The organism is Bradyrhizobium manausense, assembly GCF_018129685.1.
Lineage (GTDB): Bacteria > Pseudomonadota > Alphaproteobacteria > Rhizobiales > Xanthobacteraceae > Bradyrhizobium > Bradyrhizobium manausense_D.
The window spans coordinates 18604-42889 of sequence record NZ_JAFCLG010000025.1 but is presented as its reverse complement, the minus strand read 5'-3'; the positions used below and the strand labels follow the sequence as shown (position 1 = coordinate 42889).

Annotated in this window: 27 protein-coding genes and 3 pseudogenes; 16 read left to right on the top strand and 14 right to left on the bottom strand. The window is 60.2% G+C overall.

The annotated features are described in order from the left end of the window. Positions 1–312: 312 nt before the first annotated feature. From JQ621_RS31725 to JQ621_RS35635, 4 genes are all read right to left on the bottom strand, one after another. Positions 313–492 carry a hypothetical protein gene (locus tag JQ621_RS31725; protein WP_212240852.1) on the bottom strand — a complete coding sequence of 60 codons (180 nt, stop codon included), beginning with the start codon at positions 490–492 and terminating at the stop codon, positions 313–315. A 16-nt stretch (positions 493–508) separates the two neighbouring features. Beyond that, positions 509–1342 (bottom strand): sulfite exporter TauE/SafE family protein, encoded by an 834-nt coding sequence (locus JQ621_RS31720; protein ID WP_212240851.1) that lies wholly within the window; start codon positions 1340–1342, stop codon positions 509–511. A gap of 124 nt (positions 1343–1466) precedes the next feature. Continuing rightward, complete coding sequence (locus JQ621_RS31715) at positions 1467–1649, bottom strand: hypothetical protein (protein WP_212240849.1); 183 nt, start codon at positions 1647–1649, stop codon at positions 1467–1469. 333 nt (positions 1650–1982) lie between these two features. Continuing rightward, positions 1983–2624 carry a reverse transcriptase domain-containing protein gene (locus tag JQ621_RS35635; protein WP_249125692.1) on the bottom strand — a complete coding sequence of 214 codons (642 nt, stop codon included), beginning with the start codon at positions 2622–2624 and terminating at the stop codon, positions 1983–1985. 741 nt (positions 2625–3365) lie between these two features. Between JQ621_RS35635 and JQ621_RS31705 the strand changes: the two are divergent. The 3 genes and pseudogenes from JQ621_RS31705 to JQ621_RS31695 form a co-directional block, all read left to right on the top strand. Continuing rightward, positions 3366–4055 (top strand): annotated as a pseudogene (locus JQ621_RS31705) (IS256 family transposase); the annotation flags it as partial. 1004 nt (positions 4056–5059) lie between these two features. Continuing rightward, positions 5060–5320, top strand: a complete 261-nt coding sequence (locus tag JQ621_RS31700; RefSeq protein ID WP_212240846.1) for a hypothetical protein — start codon at positions 5060–5062, stop codon at positions 5318–5320. 28 nt (positions 5321–5348) lie between these two features. Beyond that, complete coding sequence (locus JQ621_RS31695) at positions 5349–5582, top strand: hypothetical protein (RefSeq protein ID WP_212240844.1); 234 nt, start codon at positions 5349–5351, stop codon at positions 5580–5582. 36 nt (positions 5583–5618) lie between these two features. Here the strand turns inward: JQ621_RS31695 and JQ621_RS31690 are convergent. Together JQ621_RS31690 and JQ621_RS31685 are read right to left on the bottom strand one after the other, a co-directional pair. After that, positions 5619–5715: pseudogene (locus JQ621_RS31690) on the bottom strand (transposase); the annotation flags it as partial. Between the two features lie 811 nt (positions 5716–6526). After that, positions 6527–7513, bottom strand: a complete 987-nt coding sequence (locus JQ621_RS31685; protein ID WP_212240843.1) for a sensor histidine kinase — start codon at positions 7511–7513, stop codon at positions 6527–6529. Between the two features lie 137 nt (positions 7514–7650). On the opposite strand from JQ621_RS31685, the gene JQ621_RS31680 reads away from it, so the two are divergent. The 3 genes from JQ621_RS31680 to JQ621_RS31670 all read left to right on the top strand — a co-directional run bounded on the left by JQ621_RS31680 (position 7651) and on the right by JQ621_RS31670 (position 9122). Then, the gene (locus JQ621_RS31680; RefSeq protein ID WP_212240842.1) at positions 7651–8046 is read left to right on the top strand and encodes a response regulator; all 396 of its coding nucleotides are present in this window, start codon (positions 7651–7653) and stop codon (positions 8044–8046) included. Between the two features lie 13 nt (positions 8047–8059). Continuing rightward, positions 8060–8437, top strand: coding sequence for a response regulator (locus JQ621_RS31675; RefSeq protein ID WP_212240841.1), 378 nt, complete (start codon positions 8060–8062; stop codon positions 8435–8437). Positions 8438–8936: 499 nt separating this feature from the next. Further along, positions 8937–9122 (top strand): hypothetical protein, encoded by a 186-nt coding sequence (locus JQ621_RS31670; protein ID WP_212240840.1) that lies wholly within the window; start codon positions 8937–8939, stop codon positions 9120–9122. A gap of 669 nt (positions 9123–9791) precedes the next feature. Here the strand turns inward: JQ621_RS31670 and JQ621_RS31665 are convergent. The 5 genes and pseudogenes from JQ621_RS31665 to JQ621_RS31645 form a co-directional block, all read right to left on the bottom strand. After that, positions 9792–10265, bottom strand: a pseudogene (locus JQ621_RS31665) (integrase core domain-containing protein); the annotation flags it as partial. A 370-nt stretch (positions 10266–10635) separates the two neighbouring features. After that, positions 10636–10848 carry a Ku protein gene (locus JQ621_RS36140; RefSeq protein ID WP_464165375.1) on the bottom strand — a complete coding sequence of 71 codons (213 nt, stop codon included), beginning with the start codon at positions 10846–10848 and terminating at the stop codon, positions 10636–10638. A gap of 797 nt (positions 10849–11645) precedes the next feature. After that, on the bottom strand, positions 11646–13052 hold the full coding sequence (locus JQ621_RS31655; protein WP_212240839.1) for a TAXI family TRAP transporter solute-binding subunit: 1407 nt from the start codon (positions 13050–13052) through the stop codon (positions 11646–11648). A gap of 138 nt (positions 13053–13190) precedes the next feature. Next, on the bottom strand, positions 13191–14123 hold the full coding sequence (locus JQ621_RS31650; RefSeq protein WP_312015461.1) for an AI-2E family transporter: 933 nt from the start codon (positions 14121–14123) through the stop codon (positions 13191–13193). Positions 14124–14510: 387 nt separating this feature from the next. Then, complete coding sequence (locus tag JQ621_RS31645; protein ID WP_212240838.1) at positions 14511–14906, bottom strand: PRC-barrel domain-containing protein; 396 nt, start codon at positions 14904–14906, stop codon at positions 14511–14513. Between the two features lie 69 nt (positions 14907–14975). Between JQ621_RS31645 and JQ621_RS31640 the strand changes: the two genes are divergently transcribed. Next, positions 14976–15314 carry a hypothetical protein gene (locus tag JQ621_RS31640; protein ID WP_249125691.1) on the top strand — a complete coding sequence of 113 codons (339 nt, stop codon included), beginning with the start codon at positions 14976–14978 and terminating at the stop codon, positions 15312–15314. A gap of 10 nt (positions 15315–15324) precedes the next feature. Here JQ621_RS31640 and JQ621_RS31635 read toward each other — a convergent pair whose 3' ends face one another. Further along, positions 15325–15969, bottom strand: a complete 645-nt coding sequence (locus JQ621_RS31635; RefSeq protein WP_212240837.1) for a response regulator transcription factor — start codon at positions 15967–15969, stop codon at positions 15325–15327. A gap of 99 nt (positions 15970–16068) precedes the next feature. Between JQ621_RS31635 and JQ621_RS31630 the strand changes: the two genes are divergently transcribed. Next, the gene (locus JQ621_RS31630) at positions 16069–17394 is read left to right on the top strand and encodes a histidine kinase (protein WP_249125690.1); all 1326 of its coding nucleotides are present in this window, start codon (positions 16069–16071) and stop codon (positions 17392–17394) included. Positions 17395–17481: 87 nt separating this feature from the next. Continuing rightward, positions 17482–17847: a nuclear transport factor 2 family protein gene (locus tag JQ621_RS31625; protein ID WP_212240835.1), complete on the top strand. Its 366-nt coding sequence runs from the start codon at positions 17482–17484 to the stop codon at positions 17845–17847. A 168-nt stretch (positions 17848–18015) separates the two neighbouring features. Here JQ621_RS31625 and JQ621_RS31620 read toward each other — a convergent pair whose 3' ends face one another. Continuing rightward, positions 18016–18249, bottom strand: a complete 234-nt coding sequence (locus JQ621_RS31620) for a hypothetical protein (protein ID WP_041955248.1) — start codon at positions 18247–18249, stop codon at positions 18016–18018. Positions 18250–18392: 143 nt separating this feature from the next. On the opposite strand from JQ621_RS31620, the gene JQ621_RS31615 reads away from it, so the two are divergent. The 5 genes from JQ621_RS31615 to JQ621_RS31595 all read left to right on the top strand — a co-directional run bounded on the left by JQ621_RS31615 (position 18393) and on the right by JQ621_RS31595 (position 21585). Continuing rightward, complete coding sequence (locus JQ621_RS31615; protein WP_212240833.1) at positions 18393–18734, top strand: DUF1236 domain-containing protein; 342 nt, start codon at positions 18393–18395, stop codon at positions 18732–18734. A 393-nt stretch (positions 18735–19127) separates the two neighbouring features. Then, positions 19128–19529, top strand: a complete 402-nt coding sequence (locus JQ621_RS31610) for a hypothetical protein (RefSeq protein WP_212240831.1) — start codon at positions 19128–19130, stop codon at positions 19527–19529. An 84-nt stretch (positions 19530–19613) separates the two neighbouring features. Continuing rightward, positions 19614–20036, top strand: coding sequence for a hypothetical protein (locus tag JQ621_RS31605; protein WP_212240829.1), 423 nt, complete (start codon positions 19614–19616; stop codon positions 20034–20036). Positions 20037–20156: 120 nt separating this feature from the next. Next, complete coding sequence (locus JQ621_RS31600; protein ID WP_212240827.1) at positions 20157–21248, top strand: DUF1236 domain-containing protein; 1092 nt, start codon at positions 20157–20159, stop codon at positions 21246–21248. A 25-nt stretch (positions 21249–21273) separates the two neighbouring features. Then, the gene (locus JQ621_RS31595; protein ID WP_212240826.1) at positions 21274–21585 is read left to right on the top strand and encodes a hypothetical protein; all 312 of its coding nucleotides are present in this window, start codon (positions 21274–21276) and stop codon (positions 21583–21585) included. Positions 21586–21635: 50 nt separating this feature from the next. Here the strand turns inward: JQ621_RS31595 and JQ621_RS31590 are convergent, their stop codons facing one another. Continuing rightward, positions 21636–21833 (bottom strand): hypothetical protein, encoded by a 198-nt coding sequence (locus JQ621_RS31590; protein ID WP_212240825.1) that lies wholly within the window; start codon positions 21831–21833, stop codon positions 21636–21638. Positions 21834–21986: 153 nt separating this feature from the next. On the opposite strand from JQ621_RS31590, the gene JQ621_RS31585 reads away from it, so the two are divergent. Continuing rightward, complete coding sequence (locus tag JQ621_RS31585) at positions 21987–22391, top strand: hypothetical protein (RefSeq protein WP_212240824.1); 405 nt, start codon at positions 21987–21989, stop codon at positions 22389–22391. Positions 22392–22615: 224 nt separating this feature from the next. After that, positions 22616–22990 (top strand): hypothetical protein, encoded by a 375-nt coding sequence (locus JQ621_RS31580; protein WP_212240823.1) that lies wholly within the window; start codon positions 22616–22618, stop codon positions 22988–22990. Positions 22991–24286 lie beyond the last annotated feature (1296 nt).

The window sequence follows — 24286 nt, the reverse complement described above, 5'->3', positions numbered from 1 at the left end:
CAAACAGAACCGGGTCGCTCCGGTGCAGATATACCTCGGAACAGTCGTTGACCGGTCGCATGTCTCCGCATCCTCAATGCATCGAAACGTAGCGTCGTGATACTGAGAAGGAGGCGCGCGGGCGGATTCAACGATGTCTTCGTTGTTTTCGCTTTGCGCTTTTTCAAGAGCCGCATTCGTTTGCGCCTGTGGGTTAAAATCGTGCAGTCGCCGTCAATGCAACAGGCCAGAGCTCGTGATCGCCGGCAGCGTCGTAGAACAAGTCCAGAAGTCGGTCCATGGCGCCATCCGTGATCGCGGACTTCTTGTCCGTTATTTACCCTGAATGCGTTGGGGTGTCTCGGACTTCGCAACCTGCACATCCTGCTTGGAGAGAAACGCCATCAACACCATAAAAGACAGCAGGGAGCCATAAAAGGCCACGACAGCAAATTGCCACTTGCGGACCACCTTGCGCTCACTGGCCGGTAGACCGGTCGGAAATTTCTGCATGAGAGACTCCTTTGACCTAAAAAGGTCTGACAAAGCCAAGTCCAGCCAAAACAAGAAACGCGCCGACGATGCGATTGAATGTGGACCCGCTGACACGATTGAAAATGAGCAGGCCAAAATGCGCGCCAAGGACGGAAGGCGCGGCATAATGAAAGGTGTCGGTCACGCCTATATTGATTGGACGGACTATCATCAACGCGGCGACAGCCAGGATCTGATTGACCAGAATGAAAGGCTGGGTGACTGATCGCGTGCGGTGCTTGTCAAATCCCTGCAAGAGGCACCACATCGTCACGAACGCTGCCGGGAACGCGGCCAGACCGCCGGTAATGCCTCCCAGCGCCCCGGCCAGGATCCGTCCCCAAAGCGGATCCGTCCCAGCGCGCAGCGTGGGCTTTAAAACCGCAAATATTCCGTATGCGATGAGCAGAATGCCGAGAAGCGGCAGGAACACCGATGCGGATGTTTTGCAGAGAAGGTAGAGACCGATGGGCAGGGTCGCCACGCTTCCGATCAGATAAGGGCCGCACGCCTTGATCTGGATAGTCGCACGCAGGCGCCAGACGCAGTAGATTTGTTGTGCGATCGAGGCGACAAGCAGGATCCTCACTACTTCAAGCGGCTCATGGACGGTATGGAAGAGGAAGACGCCAGCTATCGGCGAAAAGGCGAAGCCTGCGATGCTGGAAACCAAAGCAGAAAACAGGACGATCCAGGAAATGAGTTGAACTTGATGTGAAGTTGGTGTTGCGAGAGCAAGCGCGAAGAACAACAACGAAAATGCGGGAAGGTGCATAAGCGCCCGGAGGCTCGGCGTTGCTGTGGCTACCTTGTCGGTCGTTGGCTGCATATGACACCGCTACGGCGATATTTATTTCTCGAACGGCTCGTCAATGGCAGCCACCTTACGCGTTGCGCAGCACAGGCTGTGTGAAGCAATTCACCAGAACGCATTGTCGAGTTGTTGTAGAAAGCTAGTTCTTGATTCCAGGATAGACGTCACCCAACAGGGTGATGAAAGAAGGAAAAGAGCTTCCTGCATTCGAATTGTTGAAAAACGGGGAGCCTTTGACGCAAAACGAGGCATGTCCAAACAGTTGCTTCGACGGATTTTCAACCTCGTGGATCTCGAGGTCGTGGTCGAGTAGCTCAGCCATTTTGCTTTGCCCTCACAGATCCGGGCATACGGCTTTCCCGCACCCGGCTCTTCCCGAGGGTAACCCGCGTCATATCCGCGCCTGTGCCCAAGTGCGAGTAATGCGTGGAACGGGCAGACGGAAGCGTGCCGTCAGGGTCTCGAACTCGAGCCACCCCATGCGTCGACTTTTCTGGCTGCGCCGTCTCAGACAGCGCATCCATGTCCGACGCACTTCGCGGTAGAAGCCGTTGAGCGCTGGATAGTTGTGCGGCCTGCCGTAATAGCCGTAGTGTCCACGCAGCACAGCGGCGAACCACTCGTGCTGCGCAGCCAGTGACTCGTGCATGAGCCGCTAGGCCTCCTGGCGCAACGCCGTCAGCTTGCGCGTCAGGCGTTTCCTTTCCGTCTTGTGCTTCACGATAAACCGGCCGTCCCTGGTCCGCCCGCAGTAGTGGGTGAAGCCGAGGAAGGCGAAGGTTTCTGGCCGCCGCTCGCAGCGCCGCTGACGCGAGATGGCCGCGAACCGGCCAAACTCGATTAGCCGCGTCTTGTACTCGTGGAGCGTTAGGCCGAAGCCGGCCAGCCGCGCCTTGAGGGCCAAGAGCATTTCTTGCGCATCTGCTTTGTTCTCGAAGCCCATGACGAAGTCGTCCGTATAACGCACGGTCACGACGCGACCGCGTGCATGGCGACGGCGCCATTGGTGGACCCAGAGATCGAGGATGTAGTGCAGGAAGATGTTGGCAAGGAGCGGGCTAATGCCCGCCCCTTGCGGCGTACCCCTGTCTGTCTCTTGCTTCTCGCCGCTCTCAAGAACGCCAGCTCGCAGCCACAGCCGGATGAGCCGTAAGATGCGAGGATCGGTGATCCTGTGCGCCACCATCCGCAACAGCCACTCGTGGTCGACCGAGTCGAAGAAGCTGCGAATGTCGGCATCGAGCACCCAGTTGACGCGCTGGCTCATGATCGCCGTGTGCAAGGCGTCAAGCGCCATATGAGGATTCCGCCCCGGCCGGAAGTCGTAGGAGAACCCGAGGAAGTCGGCCTCGTAGAACGGCGCTCAACATCTCTGCCACGGCGCTTTGGACAATCTTGTCTTCTAGCGCCGGCACACCGAGAGGCCGCTTACCGCCATCAGCTTTGGGGACGTAGACTCGTCGCACCGGCTGTGGCCGATAACGACCAGTGTGGACCCGCCCGCAGAGGTCGCGGAGGTTGTCCGTGAGCTCCTCTTCGTACTTCGCCACCGTCACCCCATCGACCCCCGCGCTGGCCTGCCCCTTTTGTCGTCGAAACGCCCGAAGCAGAGCGTCCTCGTCGATGTGATGCAGCAGGGCCGTGAACCGGGTTTGGGCAGCCTGCTTGGCCGACGCGTTCACCCGTTCGAGGGTGGTAGTATGGACCAGTCCGACTCCCGACCTCAGCTCGGACCGCAGCTCTGGCAGTGCCTTGCCGCTGTCCCCCACTGGAGACCGATCCAGTGGACCCGGTCGGGCCTCTCATGTTCCGATGATTGCCTTCCATGCGTGATGCGGCCATCGACCCCGACGGAGCAGCATCGTCTCGCATAACGACAATGCTCATGCTGCCTTCGTGCTTAGGGAACACACTCGGCTCCGCGAACATCCACCTTTCGAGGCTCATTCCCGCACCCGCATGGCTCCTGTCTACACTTCAGACCTCGCGTTGCCGCGACGCCCGCAAGACTCGGTCCCGGCTCGCCTGCTGCGGCTTTGGCCGCATCGTGTCGGTCGCAGTGATCGTCGCCGTCGGCCTCAACAGCGACGGCCGGCGCGAAGTTCTCGGCATGGACATTGGCCCGTCCGAGGCCGAGACGTTCTGGACGGCGTTCCTGCGCAAGCTCGCCCGCCGCGGCTTGCGTGGCGTCAAGTTGGTCGTCTCCGATGCCCATGAGGGCATCAAGGCCACCGTCGCCAAGGTGCTCAATGCCAGCTGGCAACGCTGCCGCGTGCACTTCATGCGAAATGCGTTGGCCCATGCCGGAAAGAGCGGCCGCCGTGTTGTCTCGGCCTTCATCGCCGCCGCGTTTGCCCAGGACGATGCCGAGGCCGCACAAGCATAGTGGCGAAAAGTCGCCGACCAGCTCCGCCCCAAGCTCCCCAAGCTTGCCAGCTTCCTCGACGAGGCCGAGACCGACGTGCTCGCTTATATGACGTTCCCGCTGCAGCACCGGACCAAGCTGCACTCCACGAATCCGATCGAACGCCTCAACGGCAAGATCAAGCGCCGGACCGAGGTCGTCGGCATCTTCCCCAATGAAGATGCCATCGTTCGCCTCATCGGCGCGATCCTGCTCGAGCAAAACGATGAATGGGCCGTCCAGCGCGCCCGCTACATGACGCTGGAAACCATCGCGCCGTTGAGCGATGATCCCACCGTCAGCCTTCAGGCTATCGCCAGCTGATCAGCCCGGCCCATGCCGGCGAACGCGGTGACCCGCCGCCAGCTACACCACGCTAGGGGACACGATCGAGCGCTGCGCGATCAGAGCGCGCTTCGCCTCTCCCTCCGCACACTGGTCTTTAATTGCAGTGACCTTGTGCATAAAAATTGGGGCACGGTCCCCTCCTCGCCGGTCCGGATGCGGCGCGAGACGCAAGCCGTTGTATTTCGGCGTGGGGTCTCGACCTTGATCGGCGTGGGGTCCGATCAATCACATTCAATACAATCAGTGACTTGAAGGGTTCCCCAACGCGCCGATGGGGGTCACTTTTCGATCAGCATTCACAATCTTGAGCCGCGGTTCGTCTGCCAGAGGTGCGGATATCGCGGTGCTGACGTTCGGCCCGACTTCGAACGCGGCAACCCGCAGATGGCGGTGATCGGGTATCGAAACACGACATGAACCAGGGCTAGGGGCGGCCTTTCGATGAGCCGATTGAAATCGACGGCGGTAGCTTAGTCACGTTGCGCGACGCCGGCGAGTACATCGCCGCGCTGCCGAAAAGGAGCACGATGCGCAGGAGCGGCGGGCGGCCATGCAGGCCCTACTCTTGGTCGTCGATCGCGGCGGCCCGACGATGCTCGCCCGGATCGGCGTCATGCGCGCATTGAACCGACACTGCGTCCCGGAGTTGAACCCGAAGGGCGAAGAGCCGCGTTAGGGCCGGCGCAAGCTGAAAAGGGATCAATGACCGTCTGGATCTACACTGACGCACGGAAACAAATCGGAGACAAGGACCACCTGAAGGTCTTCGCTTCGGAAGACGCGGCTGATGTCTGGTTCACCGAGAACGATCCTGAGGGCGTGGCATTCAAGTACGACGTGATAGGCCCGCCGCCCACTCTCCGTTTTGGGCCCCCAGCTCCGACATCGGCAGCCCGTAGCGCTCATAAGTGAACGCTTGCTGGCATTCCGTGCTCGGCTGCCGATAACCACTTCTCAACGATGCGATGCAACACTGCAGCATGGAAAACCAGCGCTCTCTAAAGACAATTCTCGAAGAACTTCGTGAGCGCAGCTCAGCGACAGCGTTCAATCAGTATCACCGCCAGCTCCTGGATCGGCTGCGTGATGGCAGTTGGGTAACGGCCTCAAGAGTTCCGGACGCCCCTGGTACGAAGATGACGCTTCTTCGCAACGGTTGGATCGAGCGGCGCGACACGCCGACCGGGATCGAATATCGCATCACGCAAACCGGCCTCGCCGAAGTTTGCATGCCGAGATGATCGGCCGCTGCTCCAATCGGAGACCGGTATGTCAAGAGCAATGGAATTGATCGTCGCCGGCTTCGTGAAGACGAGGAACCATCGCGCGCTATCCGATCTGCTGACGCATCGACGCAAGGTGCTCGGCGAACTCCAGGCGGTCACCGGCATCAATCCCGCGAACGCCGTGAACGCCGTTCGGGACGAGATTGCGATCATCGAGACGGGTATCGCGGAGCTGAAGCCGCCGCCGGGCTCTGTGTCGGAGAACGAGTGGGGCTAGACCGTCCCGATCATGGGGAGACTCACAGCGTGGTCACTCGTTTGGAAACATGCCGACCACCTCGGCCCGCCGCTTGATCACACCGTTGAGGCGCTCGATCCGTCGAGTGCAGCTTGGTCCGTTGCTGCGGCGGTGGCGACGAAGGCGGAGACGACGGGTCGGCCCCTCAGTTGGCGTCCGCAATCTTTCCCTTGCCACCGCAGGCTTTGCATTTTCCCGGATAGATTTTGTGTCCCGGATTGACCGGTTGCATCGATACGGGAAAGCCCTTTCCATTGCATGTTGGGCAGATATGCTCTTTCACCTTGGGCATCATGTTTTAACCTTTCGGGTCGCCCCGATAACGGTGTACGAACGATTTGGCGACCGGATCACATTCCGACATTTTTGCTGACGCTGGTCAAACTGCGCACTATGCCCCGGGTATTAAAGGCGCTGATACGGAAACGCGGCCGGATAGGTGCAACCTGCTACGTCGGCGCTTGCAATTGACCGCGAAGCCAGCCGGTAGTTCGAGGGGATTCCATAGGATCAACCAGATCGGCTACAAGCTGGTGAACGTTCTTGCAGGCGGGGCACTCAAACGTAACTGCTTCTGATCGGCACGTTGAGCATAGCGTTTGGGGATGGTGCATGTTGCACGCCGGATCGGGCGGGAGCATTACAGAACTCCCAGTCACCGGTAGTTCCGGGGTGGGCGGTGATGGGAACAGTGTGCAACTTCGCTCGACACAACGCTGGTCAGTATTGCTCACATGCCCAAGGAAACTAAAGAATCCTTAGTAATTTAGGTCTCCGCTAGATTCACATTAGGACAATTTGGCCCTCAACCAGGCAGGGTGCGTCCGGATAGCGCCGCTTGTCGGCGGTAGCCCCTCAGGCGTGAAAGGCCAGGCGACATCCGGAGGAATTGAAAGGGGCCGCCAACTAGGCCGCCTTACCGATTATGCGCCGAGCCGGGCTTCACTGATCTCCAAGGTAATCACCGCTCCTGTGGGTCGCCAGCTCGCCGATATGCTGCCGCCAAGCTGATCTGAAAGACTGCTAACAACGAGCTTGCTGCCGAACCCCGATCGGCCCGGCGCTTTAGAAATTGGCGGGCCGCCACTTTCTCTCCATGTGAGGGTGACCACGCCGCCATTCACAGTACACTCTAAGTCGAGAACACCATTTGCAACTGAAAGCGCCCCGTATTTAACGGAATTAGTTGCTAGTTCGTGCACGACCAACGCGAGAGCAGATGCGGACTTCTCACCTACCAGCAATCTTGGCGTGTCGATTTTAACTCGGTCTTCTTGTGACTGCGCGTTGGCATATGGCTGCAACAGGGTCTTCAATAACTCCCCCAATTCGGCTGCCTTTTTCTGTTGGCCCAAATCAGGGCGGACCATATCGCGGGCTATTGAAAGGGCAGTAATCCGCTGGCCAACATCCCTCACCATCTCGTCTTTTGTCGTAGTTGAACGCGCGGACATTGCCGTCAGGGCAGAAGTGATCGCAAAGATATTTTTAACGCGGTGGTTCATTTCGCCGGCGAGCATCTCACGAGCTTCTTCTGCCTTCTTTCGTTCTGTTACGTCGAGGAACACGCCGTACATGATCCGGCCAACAATACCTTGGTCATCCCCGCGACCGCGCGCTGATATCCAACGGACCTTGCCATCGCAAAGAATGCGGAAGTCCGTTTCATAAGCCCCGTGCATATCTCGCGTTGCAGCAAAGGAAGCCCGCACTCGGTCGAGGTCTTCCGGATGAATACAAGCCGAGAGGACCTCGAACGTAATGCTGCCGGTGTTCGGAACCCCCCATAGTAGATAACCACGTTCGTCAAGTTCCAACTGGTCTGTATCTACGTTCCATGACCAGAGGGCGATGCCAGCCGCTTCAGTCGCCGTACGAAGTTTTTCGACGTCCCAGACCAACCCAGTCATAGCTAGTCCCTACAGCACGAGGTATCCCCGGAACGTAGTTCGCGTTCCCTATCGGATCTTCACCATTTAACAGCCGGGAACAAAACTGTTTGTGTGCACTTTGTAACACAAGTAGAACGGGACGGGGGGAAGATGTGATGTTGGAAGTTCCGAGCGTTCTGGTGGTCGAAGACGATGAGGCGATCGAATTGATCGTCGAGGAGGCTCTCACAGAGGGCGGTTTTCAAATCGTTTCTGTTAAGACTGGCGAAGAAGCTGTGACGATTCTAAAGAACGGTCTAACCGCGCACCGTGCTCTTGTCACCGATGTCAACCTACTAGGTCGCCTCGACGGCTGGGAAGTCGCGAAAGCCGCGCGCGAGATCGACCCGCATTTTCCCGTGGTTTACATGACTGGCGGCGCGGCTGATAAGTGGCCTGTACTCGGTGTACCAAACAGCATTCTGCTTCAAAAACCATTTGCGCCCGCGCAAGTCGTTTCAGCTGTTTCCCAGCTCCTGAACGCAGGCTCGCAGCAGACGGGTCCCGCCTGAGGAACCGCAACCCGTGCCCGCTTCAGTCCTGGTCATAGAAGATGAAGCCCTTATCCGCATGATGTTGATCGAAATGATCGAAGAGGTCGGTCATTCGGTCGTCGCGGAAGCCGGAGATGTCGGAAAAGGTGCGGTCCTTGCAACGAATGCCGAGTTCGATCTCGCAATTCTGGATATCAATGTAGGCGGCGATACCATCGAGCCAATCGCGTCGACGATTGCTCGTCGAGGCAAACCCTTTTTCTTCGTTAGCGGATACGGATCGTCGGGAGTGCCGGAGGCATTTAAGAGCACTCTGGTCGTGAGAAAGCCTTGTTTGCTGACTGAGCTTCGGTCCGCCATCGATTCAGCACTGTCTCCGCTGGCGAGCAACAATCTCGGGCCGACCTAGCGCGGACTTTGTCGATCATCGGCGCGTCGACGATCATGCCGTCTGCAAACGAGACAAGCTTCTTGATGATATCAGACACACCCGTGCTAACTGCTGCGTCTGCTCGCATCTGGTCAATTTGAACGTTGCCCGCGCGGTGGCTGGCGCCTCGGCAAGGTGATCAGCGACGCGGCTGTCGAATGGCGGCTTGCCAGCGGTCGCGTCGAGATCGTCCGCTCAAAAGTGAAACCGGAACAACGCAGCCAATACCAAGTCCGTCTCGGAACTAGCGGCCGCCAGGCTAAGTTCGACTTGTTCGGTCAAGGTTTGAGCTTTGATCCGCGCCAAAGGTTGACCTCACCCAAGCTATCGAGCCCTTGAACCATCGTCGGGAGATTCATCGCTGAAGGGGATAATGTTAGAAGCCGATGCGGGCGCATTGCTTCACCCAGAATGCTACGCACAAAGTAAACCTTGCGCTGGATCAAGAAGCTTTGCTTGCGGCCGCCGATGATGTCGCATGGACCTGATCTTTGTCTGCCCCCGAACTGACTTCAAAGTGCAGCATCGTATCGATGCTGCGAGTCCGCGCGGCGATGAATATGAGGCTGTGACCTGTCCGGCTTGTACCCAGCTGCACTTCATCAATCTCTCGACAGGGATGCTTTTGGGACAAAGAAAAGCTGATGCAGGCAAACGGTTGTGAACCTTTTGGCGCCGGACGCAGACCCAATTTTGGGTTGGGCAAGCTGCATGGAGTGAGTCGCGAATGACCGCTATCGCAAGGTTTCTTGCGCGAAAAGTTTCCACCCTTCAAATCCTATCTCACATCCTCAGGCAAGCCGTACTATTCTGTTGCGCTATCTTGTTCGTTACCGCGCTTTGGATGACCTATGGCTTGGATCTGAGCCTTGGGTTTTTCTAACGGAACTCGTGCCGGTTATGAGACGAAATGAAAGAGACCGCCAAAGGAGGCTGCCTCTTTGGTGCGTCAGCTCTCCGGCCGCTCCACCTCAGGCGCTTGGGGGCTGGCGTCAGGCGCCTCTTCGCTCTTGGCTGATAGATCGGCGGCCTTGGATAGAAGGCCCGCCGCCACGTCCGGATTTGTGGTGGCCTTGGCAAACCTCAAAAGCGTTGCCGCTTGCTCTGTCAGATACTTCCTACCCATCACTAGTCCGTCCTCGTCACTGGAATGGTGCGATGACTCTTGCGGCGGTATTTCGTTCCTGGAACTGTCCAAAAATGCACAGAGCGTTTTAGTTCCAACCGAATAAGCTGCTTCATGGGAAAAAACGCTGCCCACCTAATCCGTGTCGCGAGCAGCGGCTTCCCAGCCCCGGGTTGGTTTGCAAAACCCTGACCTGCCCCTGAATTTTCACCCAGTAGCGGTTAGAGTCTCGGCGGATGTTACGCCGTTTGGCGCGGTGTGAGCAACGTGTGATCGGCGGAGCTGGTCGGGGTTGCGCAGCCGATCGCACGTTGCGGTGAGGTAGGCGGCATAGGCCGCAGGGGTCAGATAGCCGAGCGAAGAATGCGGGCGTTGGCCATTGTAGTCGCCGACCCAATCCGCAATCTTGGCGCGGGCGTGATCGAGGCCGAAGAACAAGGTTTCGTTGAGAAGCTCGTCCCGCATCCGGCCGTTGAAGCTTTCACAGAAGCCGTTCTGCATTGGCTTGCCCGGCGCAATGAAGTGCCAGTCGATCTTGTTCTCATCCGACCAGGCCAGCATGGCATTGCAGGTAAACTCGGTGCCGTTGTCGGAGACGATCATGCCCGGCTTGCCGCGCTGATTGATCAGCGCCGTCAGCTCGCGTGCCACCCGCCGCCCTGGGATCGAGGTGTCGGGGATCTGATTGTGCCGCTCTCCGTCCTGCTTTGCCGTCCTAAGCTTCCCCAGGCCGGAGCGAATGACCATGGTTCGATTTGGTTTGCAGCGGAGGCGTCATCTCTTCAGGCGAGTGCTTGAGCACAGGACGGCACGAATAGGCGTGGCTGCGACCCATTAGATTTGGATTACTTTGCGTTTTGTTCCGGGATAACGAGGTTTGGTCGGCCCCTTCATCCGAGACGGCGGATCCTCATCCACATCATCGTCATCGTCCGGATCGGTCGAGGACTGTGTTTCGACCGCCAAGACAAGTGTTCTCTTCCCGGCCAACGCATCCTTCAGATAGGGGGCCAAGACTTCCGTCTGAGGAGCGGAGGTGCCGATCCATCCCCTACCGACCATGTCGATAGTGGGTCGGCGTAAAATGCCGCCGGCCGAAGGTGCTTGGGTAGACAATGCTGCCGCCCCGCTTCCCCTGTCCGGTCTGGCGGTTCAACTGGTTGAACGAGATCTTCTCGGATTCCGAGGTCGCCGGGTACAGCGCCACCGGGCAGGTGACGAGCAACAGACGCAGGAAGCCTTTCCAATTGGCGCGGGGGGCCATACGCAAACTCCAGGGATCCGGACCTGGACTCAAGACGATCGAGCAAGCCCTGTTTCGACATGAGCACGACTTGCGAGGATCATTTTTTTCCGCCTACCGCAGAACGTTCATGATTACGTAACCCGCGACCGCAACCCCAAGACAACGCCTCCAAGGATTGACGCCTCGGACGATCTCATCGGCGGCCCAAATGAGGAGCGCCCCTCTGAAGACAACCGTCAAAAAGAGGCTCACTTTGCCGGCGGTAGGCCAAATCCAGAGCGGAAGCCCCGCCACGATGACGATCCATAGAGCGAGATTGGGCGTCTGAGCGATCGTGATCTCGCCCGTTTCGCGATTAGGAAAAACCACCCCAGCAATCAGCGCATCATCACCCTTCGAGATCCGCTAGTCAGCGTACGCAGGAAGGCTGCAGTGCCCGCGGCCATTCCTCATGTGGCCCATCCTCGGAAGCCCTCGACTTTTTGGTCGAAAGATACGCCTCGATGTGGCAAAAGGGGGTTCGGAAGTGCCCCACCGGGGTGCTCCACCGTCAAAAGCCGGCCACTCAGGAAATCCCTGATTTTGAAGGACTTTTTCGCTTCCGAAAATCGGTGGCGGAGAGAGTGGGATTCTCTCCCACAGAGCGCCGTTTGCGCGAAATCAGCCGGAAAGCAAGGATTTGGAAAAGTCCGGTCGCGATTTGTGACCACCGCTGTGTACCACCGGGGAAGCCGATTCGGCGATAAGGTTCGACCGATTTCGGGGCGTTTGAAGGCGACCAAGGCCGGCGACGTCAAGAGGCTGTGCCGGGTTCGCTACCGGCGAGAAGCAAGGGTCGGCGCCGAAGTTTTTGCTTGATCAGCCGGATCGCCCTGCAGCGCAGCTCGCCGTTCGGCGAGGGCATGATCGAACAGTTCGAGAACCAGGCCGAACGCCGCGAGGTCTTCTTGTTCGATCGCGCCGTCATCGTAGCGTTTCAAGGCTTCACCGATGATCGCATCGACCTCGCGCTGCGACACCAGGAGGTCCTGTTCGGACCCGGCATCGCGCAACCCCGAGACCACGGCAAGAATGCGGTTGCGATGGCTGGTGGTGTCGTCCCGGTCGTCCCGGTTTAGATAGCGGCGCAGCCAGGCGGCGGCCGAACCGATCCCGGAAAGGAGAAGCAGCGCGAACCAAAAATAGTCGCTGTATTTGTCCAGAAAGGTCCGCTCGGTGCCGTTGATCACCGCGGCCGCGCCCCGGTGCACTGCCGGCTCGGCTTCCTTCTCCGTCTCGGGCTTCGTGATGTGCGCGGCGCCGGCGACGCGCTGCGCGATCGCGTCCCGGACGGCGAAAAGCTGCCGATAGAAGGCCGCGACCTTGGCTTCGGAAAGTTCTTTCCTGGCCAGTATGAGATGGTTGACGCTAATGGTCTCCACCTTGTCCTCGGGCCAAGGTGGGTTCGCGTTGAATATGCTGCCCGGGATCTCCTCGGCTTCGTAGCGGGCGTGTTTTAGGGCGATGGCTTCGGATGTTTCGACCGGAAGAAACTTCGGAGCGCCGCGCGAGCGCGATGTCGCAGCGATCGCGGCAACGGTGATCCGGCTGTCGAGCGGGCCCACGGCGAGGTAAGCATCTACAGTCGCGTCCTGGGCGAGCTTTTCGGTTTCTTCGGTGCCGTATTGGATCGTCGCGACCTTGTCCGGATCCACTCCTGAGGCGACGAGGATGGTGCGCAGCAATTCGAGGTTGGCTCCGGTCCTTCCGATGATGGCGACCTTGCGGCCCGCCAGATCGGCGATCTCTCCGACCTTTCCGGCGGCCTTTTTCTTCGAGCCTTTCGTCTGCGCCCCGGTAGGCGACCAAAGGACGGCGTAGTTCTTGCGGAGGACCGCCAGTGTCTGTGCATGGGCCGGCATACCGAGGTCGCCGCGCCCTATCGCAAGGTCGGCTTTGCCGGCGCCGAGCAGAGCCAAGGATTCGACCGCTCCCCCGGTCGTGATCGGGGAGAGCCGGACGGTCCTGCTTTCGTCGCCGAAAGCCTCGGCCATCGCCTCCACCAATTGATGATCGTCGCTGTCCGCGGGCCCGACCGCGATCCGCAGGGTCTCAGGTTGCGACACGTAGAATAGGGCGCCTGCAGCGGCGCCGAAAACGACGAATCCTACGGCCAACACGACTAAGAGCCTTCGTTGGCGTCGATCGTGGGCGCTCCGGATCGGATGATTGGGCGGCGACATCGGCAACCCCGTCAGAACAGCCGCCCGCTAAGGCGCGCCGCGGAGAACAGGAGCGAACCAATCTCCGACCGGAATGTTCCGTGCCGGTAACCGCTTACGTCACACCTTGGGGGGCCACGCAGCGTATTCGCGCCCGGTTTAGTCGAACTGGTTCGCTGCGACAGGGCGAAAGATCCATTCACGCCACACCATCAAAAGGGCCGCCATCACGACCGGACCGAGGAATAGGCCGATAAGTCCGAAGGCCGCCAGGCCGCCGAAGATCCCGACGAAAGCCAAAAGAAAAGGCAGGCGAGCCGAACCCCCGACAAGCACCGGCCAGACGAAATGATCGCCGGCGAGCATGATGACCGCCCCCCAGCAGAATACGCCCGCGGCCGCGGCTTCGTTTCCGTTCGATATCAAGGTGAGCGCCGCCGCGGAGAAAGCGGCCCAGGCACCGAAGGGAAGCATCGCGAATGCGGTCGTGAATATAGTGAACATGACGGCATTCGGCACGCCCGCAACGAGATACCCGACGCCTATCAAGAGCCCCTCGCCGACCGCGACCACGACGGTGCCATTCACAGTGCCGCGAATGGAATCGACGATCTTCTCGACCACGCCTTCGCCGGGATGGCCCAGGATTCTTTCGCTCGTCTCCAGAAAGCGGCTCGCGACCGATCGGCCGTTGCTGAGAAGAACGAAGAGCGCGACCAGCGAAAACAGCAGCATGAACAAGCGATGCAGCAACTGACCGCCCAAAGTATTGAAGAGATCCGACGCGCTGTCGGCGCTGATGGCCTTCAACCAGCCGGCCGCGGCCTGCGGGTCCGAAAGGTTGGCGCGCCACCACTGCTGCGCGATCTCCGCCGCGATCGGAAGGCGGGCGATCCAATCGGGCACCTCGATGCCGCTCTCGCGGGCCTTCTTCAGCCAACCCGCGATCTCCCCGCTCTGCTGCGCCACTTGGTAGATCGCGAGCGACATCGGCGTGAACAGGATGACGGCAACGAAAAACGTGAATGCGAACGCGGCCCAGCCGGACGGGCTCGACGTCACGCGACAACGAACGATACGTAAAGAGGCCACAGAGAAATTGCCAATATGGTGGCCCATATCAACGCGGAGAGGAAGCCCGCGGCGGTCCACAGGGAGAGTGCGACGATCGCCAAAGCAAACACGACGCGCGCATTCTTGCGTGCGTCCGATCCAAGCGGCAACGGCTTATGCCCCGGTTTCGCCGGGGCCTTCTCCTTGGAATCGATCGACTTTAACCCGCTCGGTTTCTTTCGGCTCACGCTTGGAGTTGCCCGTTTCACGTTCCCTACTTCAATGGTTGCGCCAAGAAGCGGAGCACGCCTCGCTGGCATCGTGGATGGCTTCTAAGCGGAGGGTGCGCCAACGGGTCGAGCCACCCCCTCCTGGATTGGACAGCGAGCGTCAAAGCCCCGCTCGCTCTCCGCGGCGACCGACCGACTATTTCTTTTCCGGCACCCAGGTGGTGCTGGCGCGATCGTACTTGAAACCTGGGGCGCCCTTCAGGTCGTCCTTGGTTTCGTCGAGGGTCAGCCACCACTTGTCGTTCTTCTTCGCGGTCTTGACCGCGGTGAACGGCACGATGACATCCTTCTCGCCGGCGCCGAGAAATCCGCCAACCCCGATAACCAGTCCCGTGATCTTGCCCGATTTGTCGACGAGTACGTCGTCAACGTCGCCGATCTTGCTCTCCTTAGGGTCGTACACGGCCTTCTTGTAGTAGTTCGTCACTGTCCAACTTTCGGTCGGCGCCGCGTTCAGCACGGTGGTCGCGGCGAATGCGCTGGTTGCCATCGTTGCGGCCAGCAGGCACCCGATTGCGAGATTGTTCTTCATATACAAACTCCTCGATCCATATTGTCCGATCCAACGGGATAAAGTGGCAAGTGTTCCGACGATGGAACGTTGCCTTTCGTTGCGCCGTTGTTGCTCATGAGCCTCAGACAGCGGATCGAAAATCTCGGACCTTACCAATCGCTGCTTTTGTTGGCGGTGCCGATGGCGACGGTAGAACCATTGAAATTGGTCGCGGTCGCGGTTGCCGGCGAAGGTCACTGGATCGCGGGGACGGCCATGATCGTGACGTGCTATTTGCTCAGCCTATTCCTGGTCGAGCGGCTCTTCATCATTGTCAAGCCGAAGCTGCTGATCATTCCGTGGTTTGCGAAGCTCTGGACGACAATCCTCGCTGTGCGCTCATGGATCGCCGCGTCGTTCCGGAGGATGCGCGAAGGGACGAGTTGAGCGGCTGCTGTCAGTGCAGGTCGATCTCGACCGCGATCCTAACGAGATCCGAGTGGTTTTTGGCGCCGAGCTTGGTCTTGAGCGCCGAGGTGATGTTCGCGACGGTCTTGTAGGAGACGTCCAGTCCGGATGCCACTTCCGATATCCGGTCGCCCCGCCCCAACAGCCGCAGTATCTCGAGCTCGCGTGCACTCATCTGCGTCAGAGGGCTGGCCTGGATCGCTGCGCCGGCGAAGGTCGTCGCTTCGGCTAAGCGCGGCGAGACGAAGCGCTCGCCCGCCGCGACCTTCCGGATCGCCTTGGCGAGGATTTTGGGATCGTCACTCTTAGATACGTATCCCTGGATGCCCATTTCCACGGCGCGCGCCACGAAGGCTGGATCGTCGCTCACGCTTAGCATGACAATCCGAGCGGCCGGGTCGTCCTTGCGGATCCGACGCGTCAGTTCAAAGCCTGTCAGGTCGGGGAGCCTGAGGTCCACAACGGTCACGTCCGGATGCTTCTGCAGGTACGCCCGATGGCCCGTCTTCGCGTCGAAGGCCTCGTCGATCTCGAAGTAAGGGTCCGATGCGAAAAGCGCGCGGCATCCCGATACGACCACGGGATGGTCATCGACGATCAGCACCCGAACGACCGATTTTGCCTTATCCTGCACGAACACTTCCTCGATTCACACGACAGGAACGTCGGGGGGCGTCTTTAGTTCAAAATTGCTCGACCCGAAGATAGAGCACAATGCTCGAAGGAGCACGAATTGCGCAAGATCTGGGACGTACTTTCCTTCCGGCAGCGACTGTTGCTGCCGATCGCCGCCATGATCGTCAGCGCACTAATGTCTGGAGGGGTCGCGCTTCTCGTCTTCTCGCCGGACCAGTTCGAGTACGAAAACGAGCAAGAAGCCGGCTCCGCGCGGGCGGTCGCTAACGCTCTCAACGCGGCCCTGAAGGCTTCCCGAAATCCCGAGGAGACGCTCGACGCTTTCGGCACCAATCTCGGGAACGTCGAGGCGGTCGGGTATCTTCCTGCGGGTACGGCTGCGCCTGCGCACACCGCGCGCTCTCAAGGCGGTAGAGTTCCGGCCTGGTTCGTCTCCAACCTCGCCATTCCTGACCTCGCGAAGAGCTATCCAGTTGACATCGGCAATGCTCGGGTCGGCGCCATCGTGTTCACCCCGGACCTGTCGGCCGACATCTGGGAAAAGTGGATGGGCTTTCTGGCGATCGTCTCGACGGGCTCGCTGCCGATGCTGTTTGCGGCGTTCGGCGCGCATCTGGTCGCCGGAAGGACGATCCGCCCGATGGAGCGGCTCGGTGCCGGCCTCACCCGGATGCGCGAAGGCGCCTACGATGCGGTCATTCCGCTTACTGGTCCACCTGAGATTCGTGGGTACTGCCGAGAGGCCAACCAACTCGCTGCGACCTTGAAGCAGCTAAGTCGCGACAACCGAGATCTCTTGCGTAAGCTCGTCTCGCTGCAGGACGAGGAGCGCCGTCGGATCGCGCGAGAACTTCACGACGAGATGGGCCCTCTGCTTTTTGCTATCCGGGCCAACGTGGCGGTGCTCTCAGAAAGCGCGTCCGAGCGCAGCGCGCCATCGCAAGGCCTCGTCGAGGCAGCCGAAGCCCTGCAGCAGGCCAACAAGCGTATCCTGCAGGGCTTGAGCCCGCTCTATCTCGAGGAACTAGGTCTGTCCGGGAGCCTCGATGCGCTGTTGCGCGACGCGCGCAAACAAGTGCCAAGCTTACGGATCCGGTCGAATATCGGACGCGATCTCGATGCCCTCGACGGCGTGTTGTCGCAGACGAGTTACCGCGTGATGCAGGAAGGCGTCACGAACGTGGTGCGCCACGCGAACGCGTCTGACATGGAGATTTCGGCGCTGATCGACGGCGAAAATCTACGAATCGCGGTCGCAGATGACGGCCCCTTGCTTCCAGATCTTAAATTCGGTCGGGGCCTGACTGGCATGTCGGAACGCGTTCGTGCACTCGACGGCAAGCTTGAGCTTTCGCGAGAGAACGGGCGCACGACAATACGCTGCAGTCTTCCGATCCATCCCGCGACGCTTGACCAATCCTAAACAGGAGCAGAACCGGCGGTTCATACAGCGTTCAACCCGCTCGCTCTAACCAACACATGCCACCGGGGACAATACGCGAGGTGGAATATGTCGGGTTTGGGAACTGATTTCGACCCTGTCGCGGTCGTGATCGATTGGCTAGATGCTTGCCGCCAGCGACGCCTGGTGGATCTGTTGGAGCTCTACGCCAATCGGGCGACGCTGGATTGTTGTGACGGAGGACATTTCGTCGGTCGTAGCGGCCTGCTTAGGTATTGGCCAAGCAAGCTGCGAGCCGCAACGCCGGACGCTTTCGAGCTCCATGAGGTGCTGCCCGAAGACGATTGCGTCGTCCTGGACTACCGGGATTACGACGGCAACACCGTGCGTACGAAATTCTGGTTCGACGATGCCGGGCACATCAGCAGGACGCGCTGCATGCCGCTTGGCGGCCTCGGCTCCAGGGCAGCGTAGGACGCGGGCTACGGTGAAGAGGTCGCCGCAATTCGGCGAGCCTCTCCACCGTCACGACCGCGATCAGTGCATGTGACCGATCAGGTAAATGCCGCCGCCGACGAAAAGAACGGCGGGCACGGCCCACAGAATGAGGACGGGCATTTTCGTCTCCTTCGGTTTCTGCGGTTAGTTTGAGGAGCAGACCTTGACGGTCTTCATCCCGGCTTCGGCTTCCGTACGCGTCTTGTAGATCGTGCCGGACGGGCTCACGACCGTCGTGGTCGTGTCAACGGGCTTCTTGTCGACGATGGTGCAATGCTTCGTCTTCGCATCCTGCACGACGTAGAATTCGTCGGCCGCGAACGCCGGTGTCACGAAGGCCGCGATCAACGTCGCGGCGGCAAGGGTCTTAAAGGTCATATCGTCTCCTCCAATTTTTCCCGCAGCATATCCACGGGCGGACGCTAACGGGAAAAAGCGGCAATTGGTTCCTGGCACGAGGAACATTGCTGCGGTCGCCAGGTTCTTCGCTGCGCGCCGCATCCAGCGGCGAGGAGAACGTGATGAAGAAGTTGCTGCTGATTTCCGCCGCGGTACTGGTTTCGACGAGCGCATTCGCTCAGACGACCGTCGTTACGACGACAGGAACGGGACACTCCGGCGCCGTGCAGATCGAGCCCGAATACCGCACGAAGATCCGGACCTACGTCACCGAGCACAAGATTCGTCCGGTCGAGACCCGGGAGAAGATCGGAGTAGGTTCACCGGTGCCGCGCGACGTCGAACTCGAGGCGGTGCCGACCGAGTGGGGTCCGTCGCTCACCAAATACCGCTACGTCTATTCCGGCGAGCGCGTGATGCTGGTCGACCCTGAAACGCGCGCCGTGATTCAGGAAGTCGAGTAAGTCGTTGCGGCGGGCCGTCGAACACACGCCCCGCCGCAAACTCGATCCGACTGCTCCAAGTGAGCCGACCCTTCGGGCCGTGCGATAGACTCGTTTTCGTAATCCTGAAAATCCGTCGATTGCTGGCGTCGGAGCAACCAATGTTGAGGCAAGGCCGACCGGAGGGCGTGTTCCGTCATGCGCACTTTCCGGCTTCCGCTACACGTATAGACGGGAATTTCTGGCAATCTAGCGCAGGCAAGGCCTATGGTCTGCGGCAACCGTGCCGCAGAATCGCTGAAGCCGTTTGCACCCTCGGAATACCGAAAGTTCCTTTGTTCACTTCTGAACTCAAATGACGTGCGGCGTCCTCTTCATACCAAGTTGGCGGCTGCCGTTTCACAGAGGCGGTCAGTGAACTTCCAGGTGACGGTGCTGAAGATTCTGGTGAGTTACCCGCGAGGCCATGCCTCCATGGCGGACCTCAAGCGCGACATGGCGATATTGGCGACGAGTGGGCGGGACTGGGCCGAGCGCACTCGGCGGCTCGCGGCGCGGGTACCTGACCTCGACATCTTCTCGCAAGGACTGGTCGAACGTCTCGACGGCGGCTGGCGGATCACCGACAAAGGCCGGGCCGTGCTCGAGATAATGGAGGCACGATCGGCATCCGGGCTGCCACCAGCGCCGGAGGCAGTCCGCGAATCGTTCGGCCAAACGGACGGCGCCCCTCTCGCGTTGCGGAATCAACGCAGGCAGAAGCGCCGTCGGTTGCGCCGCGCGGCGGCGGCGAAGCGAACGTCTTCGGCCCAGTAAGGCAATGTCGCCCCGCTCCCAGCCGATCCGAGCCGCAACCTTGTTCGACCTGGTGCGTTCGATTCGACCGAACCAGGAGGTCCCATGACTGCGAACCTGCGATTCTTTCTTGCCGGAGCGGCGACGACAATCGCCATCATCGCCGCGGGCTTCGGAGGCGGCGCGCTGTTCGCGAGTTCGGCATCGAATCAGGTGCGCCCGGCTCGCATCGACCATCAAGTGGCTGCGCCCGCAGTGCGCGTCGCTCTTCCCGCAACCTCCGAGCCCATCGCTCCGACCGCCGTCGTCGCGATCGACGTCGCTCAGGAGAAGACCCAACAAACGCAGCTTCCGCTGCGGGCTCAGTCAGCGCAGACGGAGGAACGTCCGAAGACGAGGCGGGAGTTGCGTGAGGAGCGGCGGAAACTGCGAGAGGAGCGCCGCGCCGAGAGGCGGGAATGGCGACATCATCGCAAGCTTTGGCAGCAGCAGGAAGCAAGCGGAAATGGCGAGATCTCGCCTCAGTAGGGCGTCGCGAGAAGAACCGGCGCGGTCATGAGTTCCCTATCGTGATTGCCACTTTTTCCCGATTTAAGGAACGATCGCCTGGACGCGCGGTTGGTGTGCGCTTTTGTTGGAGGACACACCATGATCAAACGCCAGTTGATGACGACGACCGCAGCCATTCTGATTTCCACCGCGGCTTTCGCGCAGAGCAATTCCAAGGACGTTCCGAGCGCGAGCGCCTCGGCGCAGCAGACCGAAAAATCCACGTCGACACCACAGACGTCCGGTCCCTCGACCACGACGTCGACCCAGTCGCAAGCCTCGCCTCCGCCCGCCTCGTCCCAGACCCCGTCCGCGTCGACGACCACTCAGACGCAGCAGAACACCCCCACCGACAGTAGCCGCACCAACCAGAACTCGACGGCCACGAACGGCGCCAGCACCAGCACGTCGGCGGGCACTCAGCAGCCGTCTACGGCCAGCCAGACCCAGTCCGGCCAGCCGGCGGCCAACCAGCAGCAGTCGACCAATCCGGCGCCGTCCACAGGCACCAACCAGGCGCAGCAGACGCCGGCGACAAGCAATTCGTCGCCCCCCTCCGCACAGCGGCAGGCCACTCAGCAAAGTGCGGGAGCGAGAACCGATTCGGATCGGACCAATGTTTCTGTTCAGATCAACGACGCGCAGCGGACCCGCGTCAGCGAATCCGTCTCGCATCTGAATGTCCAACCTCTCACCAACGTAAACTTCTCGGTGTCGGTCGGAACGGCCATTCCGCGCGACGTGCGCCTTCAGCAGCTTCCCGCCGACGTCGTCGAAATTGTTCCGCAGTATCGAGGCTACAACTTCGTCCTGGTCCGCGACGAGATCGTGATCGTCGATCCTTCGAGCTATCAGATCGTCGCCACCATGCCGTACTCGGGACGAACGACGGCGGCCGCGCCGGCGCCCCGCGAGCAGCGCAAGGTGACCTTCAGCGATCGCGATCGAGAGGCCGTGCGTAAGCACGTGCGGGCGTCGCCCGCCGAACGGCGGACGACGACTACGGGCAGCACGGTGCGAACCGAGATCCGCAGAGGCGAACGCGTGCCTGACGGCGTCGAGATCGAAGCCTTCCCGGAGGAGGTCTATCGCGATGCTCCGACGATGCGGGAGTACCGCTACATCCACCGGGACAGCCGCACTTATATCGTCGAGCCGCAGGAGCGGCGGGTCATCGAAGAAATCGACTAACGGCAACCGACAGGAGGAGAGAACGATGAAGACCATTCTGCTCGCAGCCGCCGCCGCGGCATCGCTCGCAACCGCCGCTTCGGCCGCGCCGCTGAACGCCGGCGGCCTGGCCTCCGCGGAGACGGCAAACGTCGAACAGGTTCGCCTGGTCTGCGACGAATATGGCCGTTGCTTCCGTACGCGAGGCCCGCGCTACGTCCAGCGTTACTATGACGACGACGCCTACGTAGCGCGCCGCAGCTACGGTTATTACCGCGGACCGGGCTACTACGATCGTGGCTACGGCTACTCCGGCGGGCCGAGCATTGGCTTCAGCTTCGGTACCCGCGGCTGGTGATCGACGAGACCTTCGACGAAGGGGCTGCCCGCTCGGGCGGCCCCTTTCGTTTATCCCACTTCGAGGCGCTTCAGGAACTTCACCCCTTCCACCGCCAACGCTTCCGCGCTCAGGCCCTCCGCGGCCGATCGCTCCTCGACGAACCGCGTTAGGGCCGTGTGGCGCACGTCGTCATTCTTGGCCGTCGGGTTGATCGTCGTGTAGGCTTCCCACGCGCGGGCAGCCGCGGCACTGCTTTCGGTGGACATCGATATCGCTCCTGTTCGGAGCGAAGCTGCCACTATTTCCCGGATCGTCCAAACAGATATCGCCCTCCCGATCTGCGGGCAAAAAGGAACGATTGCCGAAAATTCCCGTTGTGACGCGGGGCTCGACTGTCGGGCCCGATCAAGTGGGGGTTCATGCCGGTCGTCAGGTATTTCGTTTTCGTCGGCAGCCTGCTCTTCGGCCTGCTCTTGGCAGCCGATCGATATCTGCCGGCGCCCGCCGAGCGAACGGCCGCGATCGACGTGGACCGAAGTATCATCCGGATCCGCTCTGCGCGAAACCTCCCGGATAAGATCGTCTTTGATATGGCGACGAACGCCCCTGCGGCGATTGCTTCCGATCCGATCTCGACCGAACAGCACGAAGATCCGCGGGACGCGCTCGCGATGATACCGCAGGATACTCGAACCGTGCAGCCTGAGCCGAAGCAGGTCGCTCGCGTCGCCGAGCGTCGAACCCCCCGTGTGCATCGTGCGATACGAAAGCCGACCGAGCCACGCGTGGCGATGGAGCGCCATGAACTGTTCGGCGGGTGGTAGCCCGGATTGAAATTCGAACATGCGGGTGTGTTCCGGTCCCGCATACTCAGGTCAACCGGGGCGATGAGAAACGCATCAGGAGAGCAGAATGAAGGTACTTATATTGGCGTCCGCAGCCGCTTTGGCGACGGTTCTCGCGTTTTCTCCCGCGTCAGCGAGGCTTGGCATTGCCCCCATGGCCTCGACCCAGGATGATGCCATTGTTCAGGTGCGCGGCGGCGGCCATGGTCACGGCCATCATGGCTGGCACGGCAATCGTGGTCATCACTACGGCTGGTATCATGGGCGTGGCAATTGGCGGCATCGTCACTAAGGGCGGCGACTGGGCCGGTCTCGACGGCCGGCCCGGCTTCGATGCGCACCGCGGGTTGGCGCGCGTCATCGTTCTGCTGGAGAGCAATTCGACCATGAAAGTGCGTGAACTGGTGCAAGAACTTCAGGCGTTGCCAGATCAAGACGCGATCGTTGTCATCGGCGAGGGCTCAAACCCTTTGATTTGGCTTCTTGTGACCGGGATAATCGAAAGAGGGATTGCCTTTTTGGACGAGAATCCAGACTTCGCTAAGCCCGGCCCCCGTCGCGCTTACGAAATCGTGTGACGCATTCCGAAATCACCATCAAATTGTCTACGACGACAGGACCTTTGCTGCAAGACATTGGGCTGGACCGGTCGAGTGCATCGTCGCGGCGGTTTGCTGAACGCGGTCGATGACCATCGGGCGGTTTGCTAACGATCGGCATCACGCCCGACTTACTCGGGCTCGGCATGTCTTTTTCGCCTGTGTAACTAAAGGCGAACGTGAGTGCGCAATGAAATTTGCGCTGGCGATGGTGTGCGTCGGTTTGCGGAAGGGATGACGAAGAAGGCCGGAATGGGAGGGGAAAGAAGCCAATGATGACTGATCAGTTATCTTGTCTCAGGTGTAAGGGTGAAATGGAAGCAGGTTTCATTCCCACCCCAGGACGCGGCCAGATGACTTGGTTCAAAGGCAATCCACCGAAGACGTACCGCGAATCGTTCATGTTTGGGCGACAGGCGCTGCCGGTCGTAACGCGTCGTTGCTTAGCGTGCGGGTATTTGGAATCATATGCGACGCTTCAAGCGCCCCAATCGACGTGAATTAGCCCTGCAGCAAAGGCTACTGGCTTCTGGCTTTGAAAAGTTGCGGAAGTCTGAGATCTCGCATTGAGCGCGCTGCCGGTCACGTCGACTCCTCAGACAGGTGCGGTTCTCCAGGGCAACTACCAGTTCGAGTGTGCAAATCCTTTTTCCGAGATCCTTCGCACATCAAACGCCACGTCTCGGATATAGGACAGGCTGGTCGGCACTCCGCCGCGACGACATCGCGTAGGCGAATACTGGACAGGCCGACGGCCGGCCGAAGCGGCTTTTGGGAGATCGTGGTCCAAAACGTCGCAGCTGTCGCCCGCAGGCGCAACAGTCAATCGGGAAAAAGTAGAAACTTTCGCGTTCAATCCGAGTTGGCGTCAAACCATGTTTCGATGCCCGGGGCGTTGAGACGGATATCCGCGACAAGAGGAACAGCGTGGTCCTTGCAGGGGACTGCAGTCTGGAAAATTTCGTGCAGCCGATTGGGATGCGCGTAATGCGGACGCCGAGGAGAATTAACGGGGTTTGTAATGGCCAATTTGTGCGACTTGCAGGCGAGATATGCTGAGGCGGATGCAGACGCTTGTGCGTCGGTTTGCTGATGAGACCGCTCGATCGGGGTGGACGTTGCTCGCTGTGTCGTTTGCGGTTTCCGCAGCTATCGTGTCGGCGTTGCGTGCGCTCTTCGGTTAGGGAGGAAGGCAATAGGACTCCGCAGCTTGCCCGTGACCGGCCGCATACACACTCCTGCCGGCTCAGCCGTTGGTCTCCCGTACGGAACTCC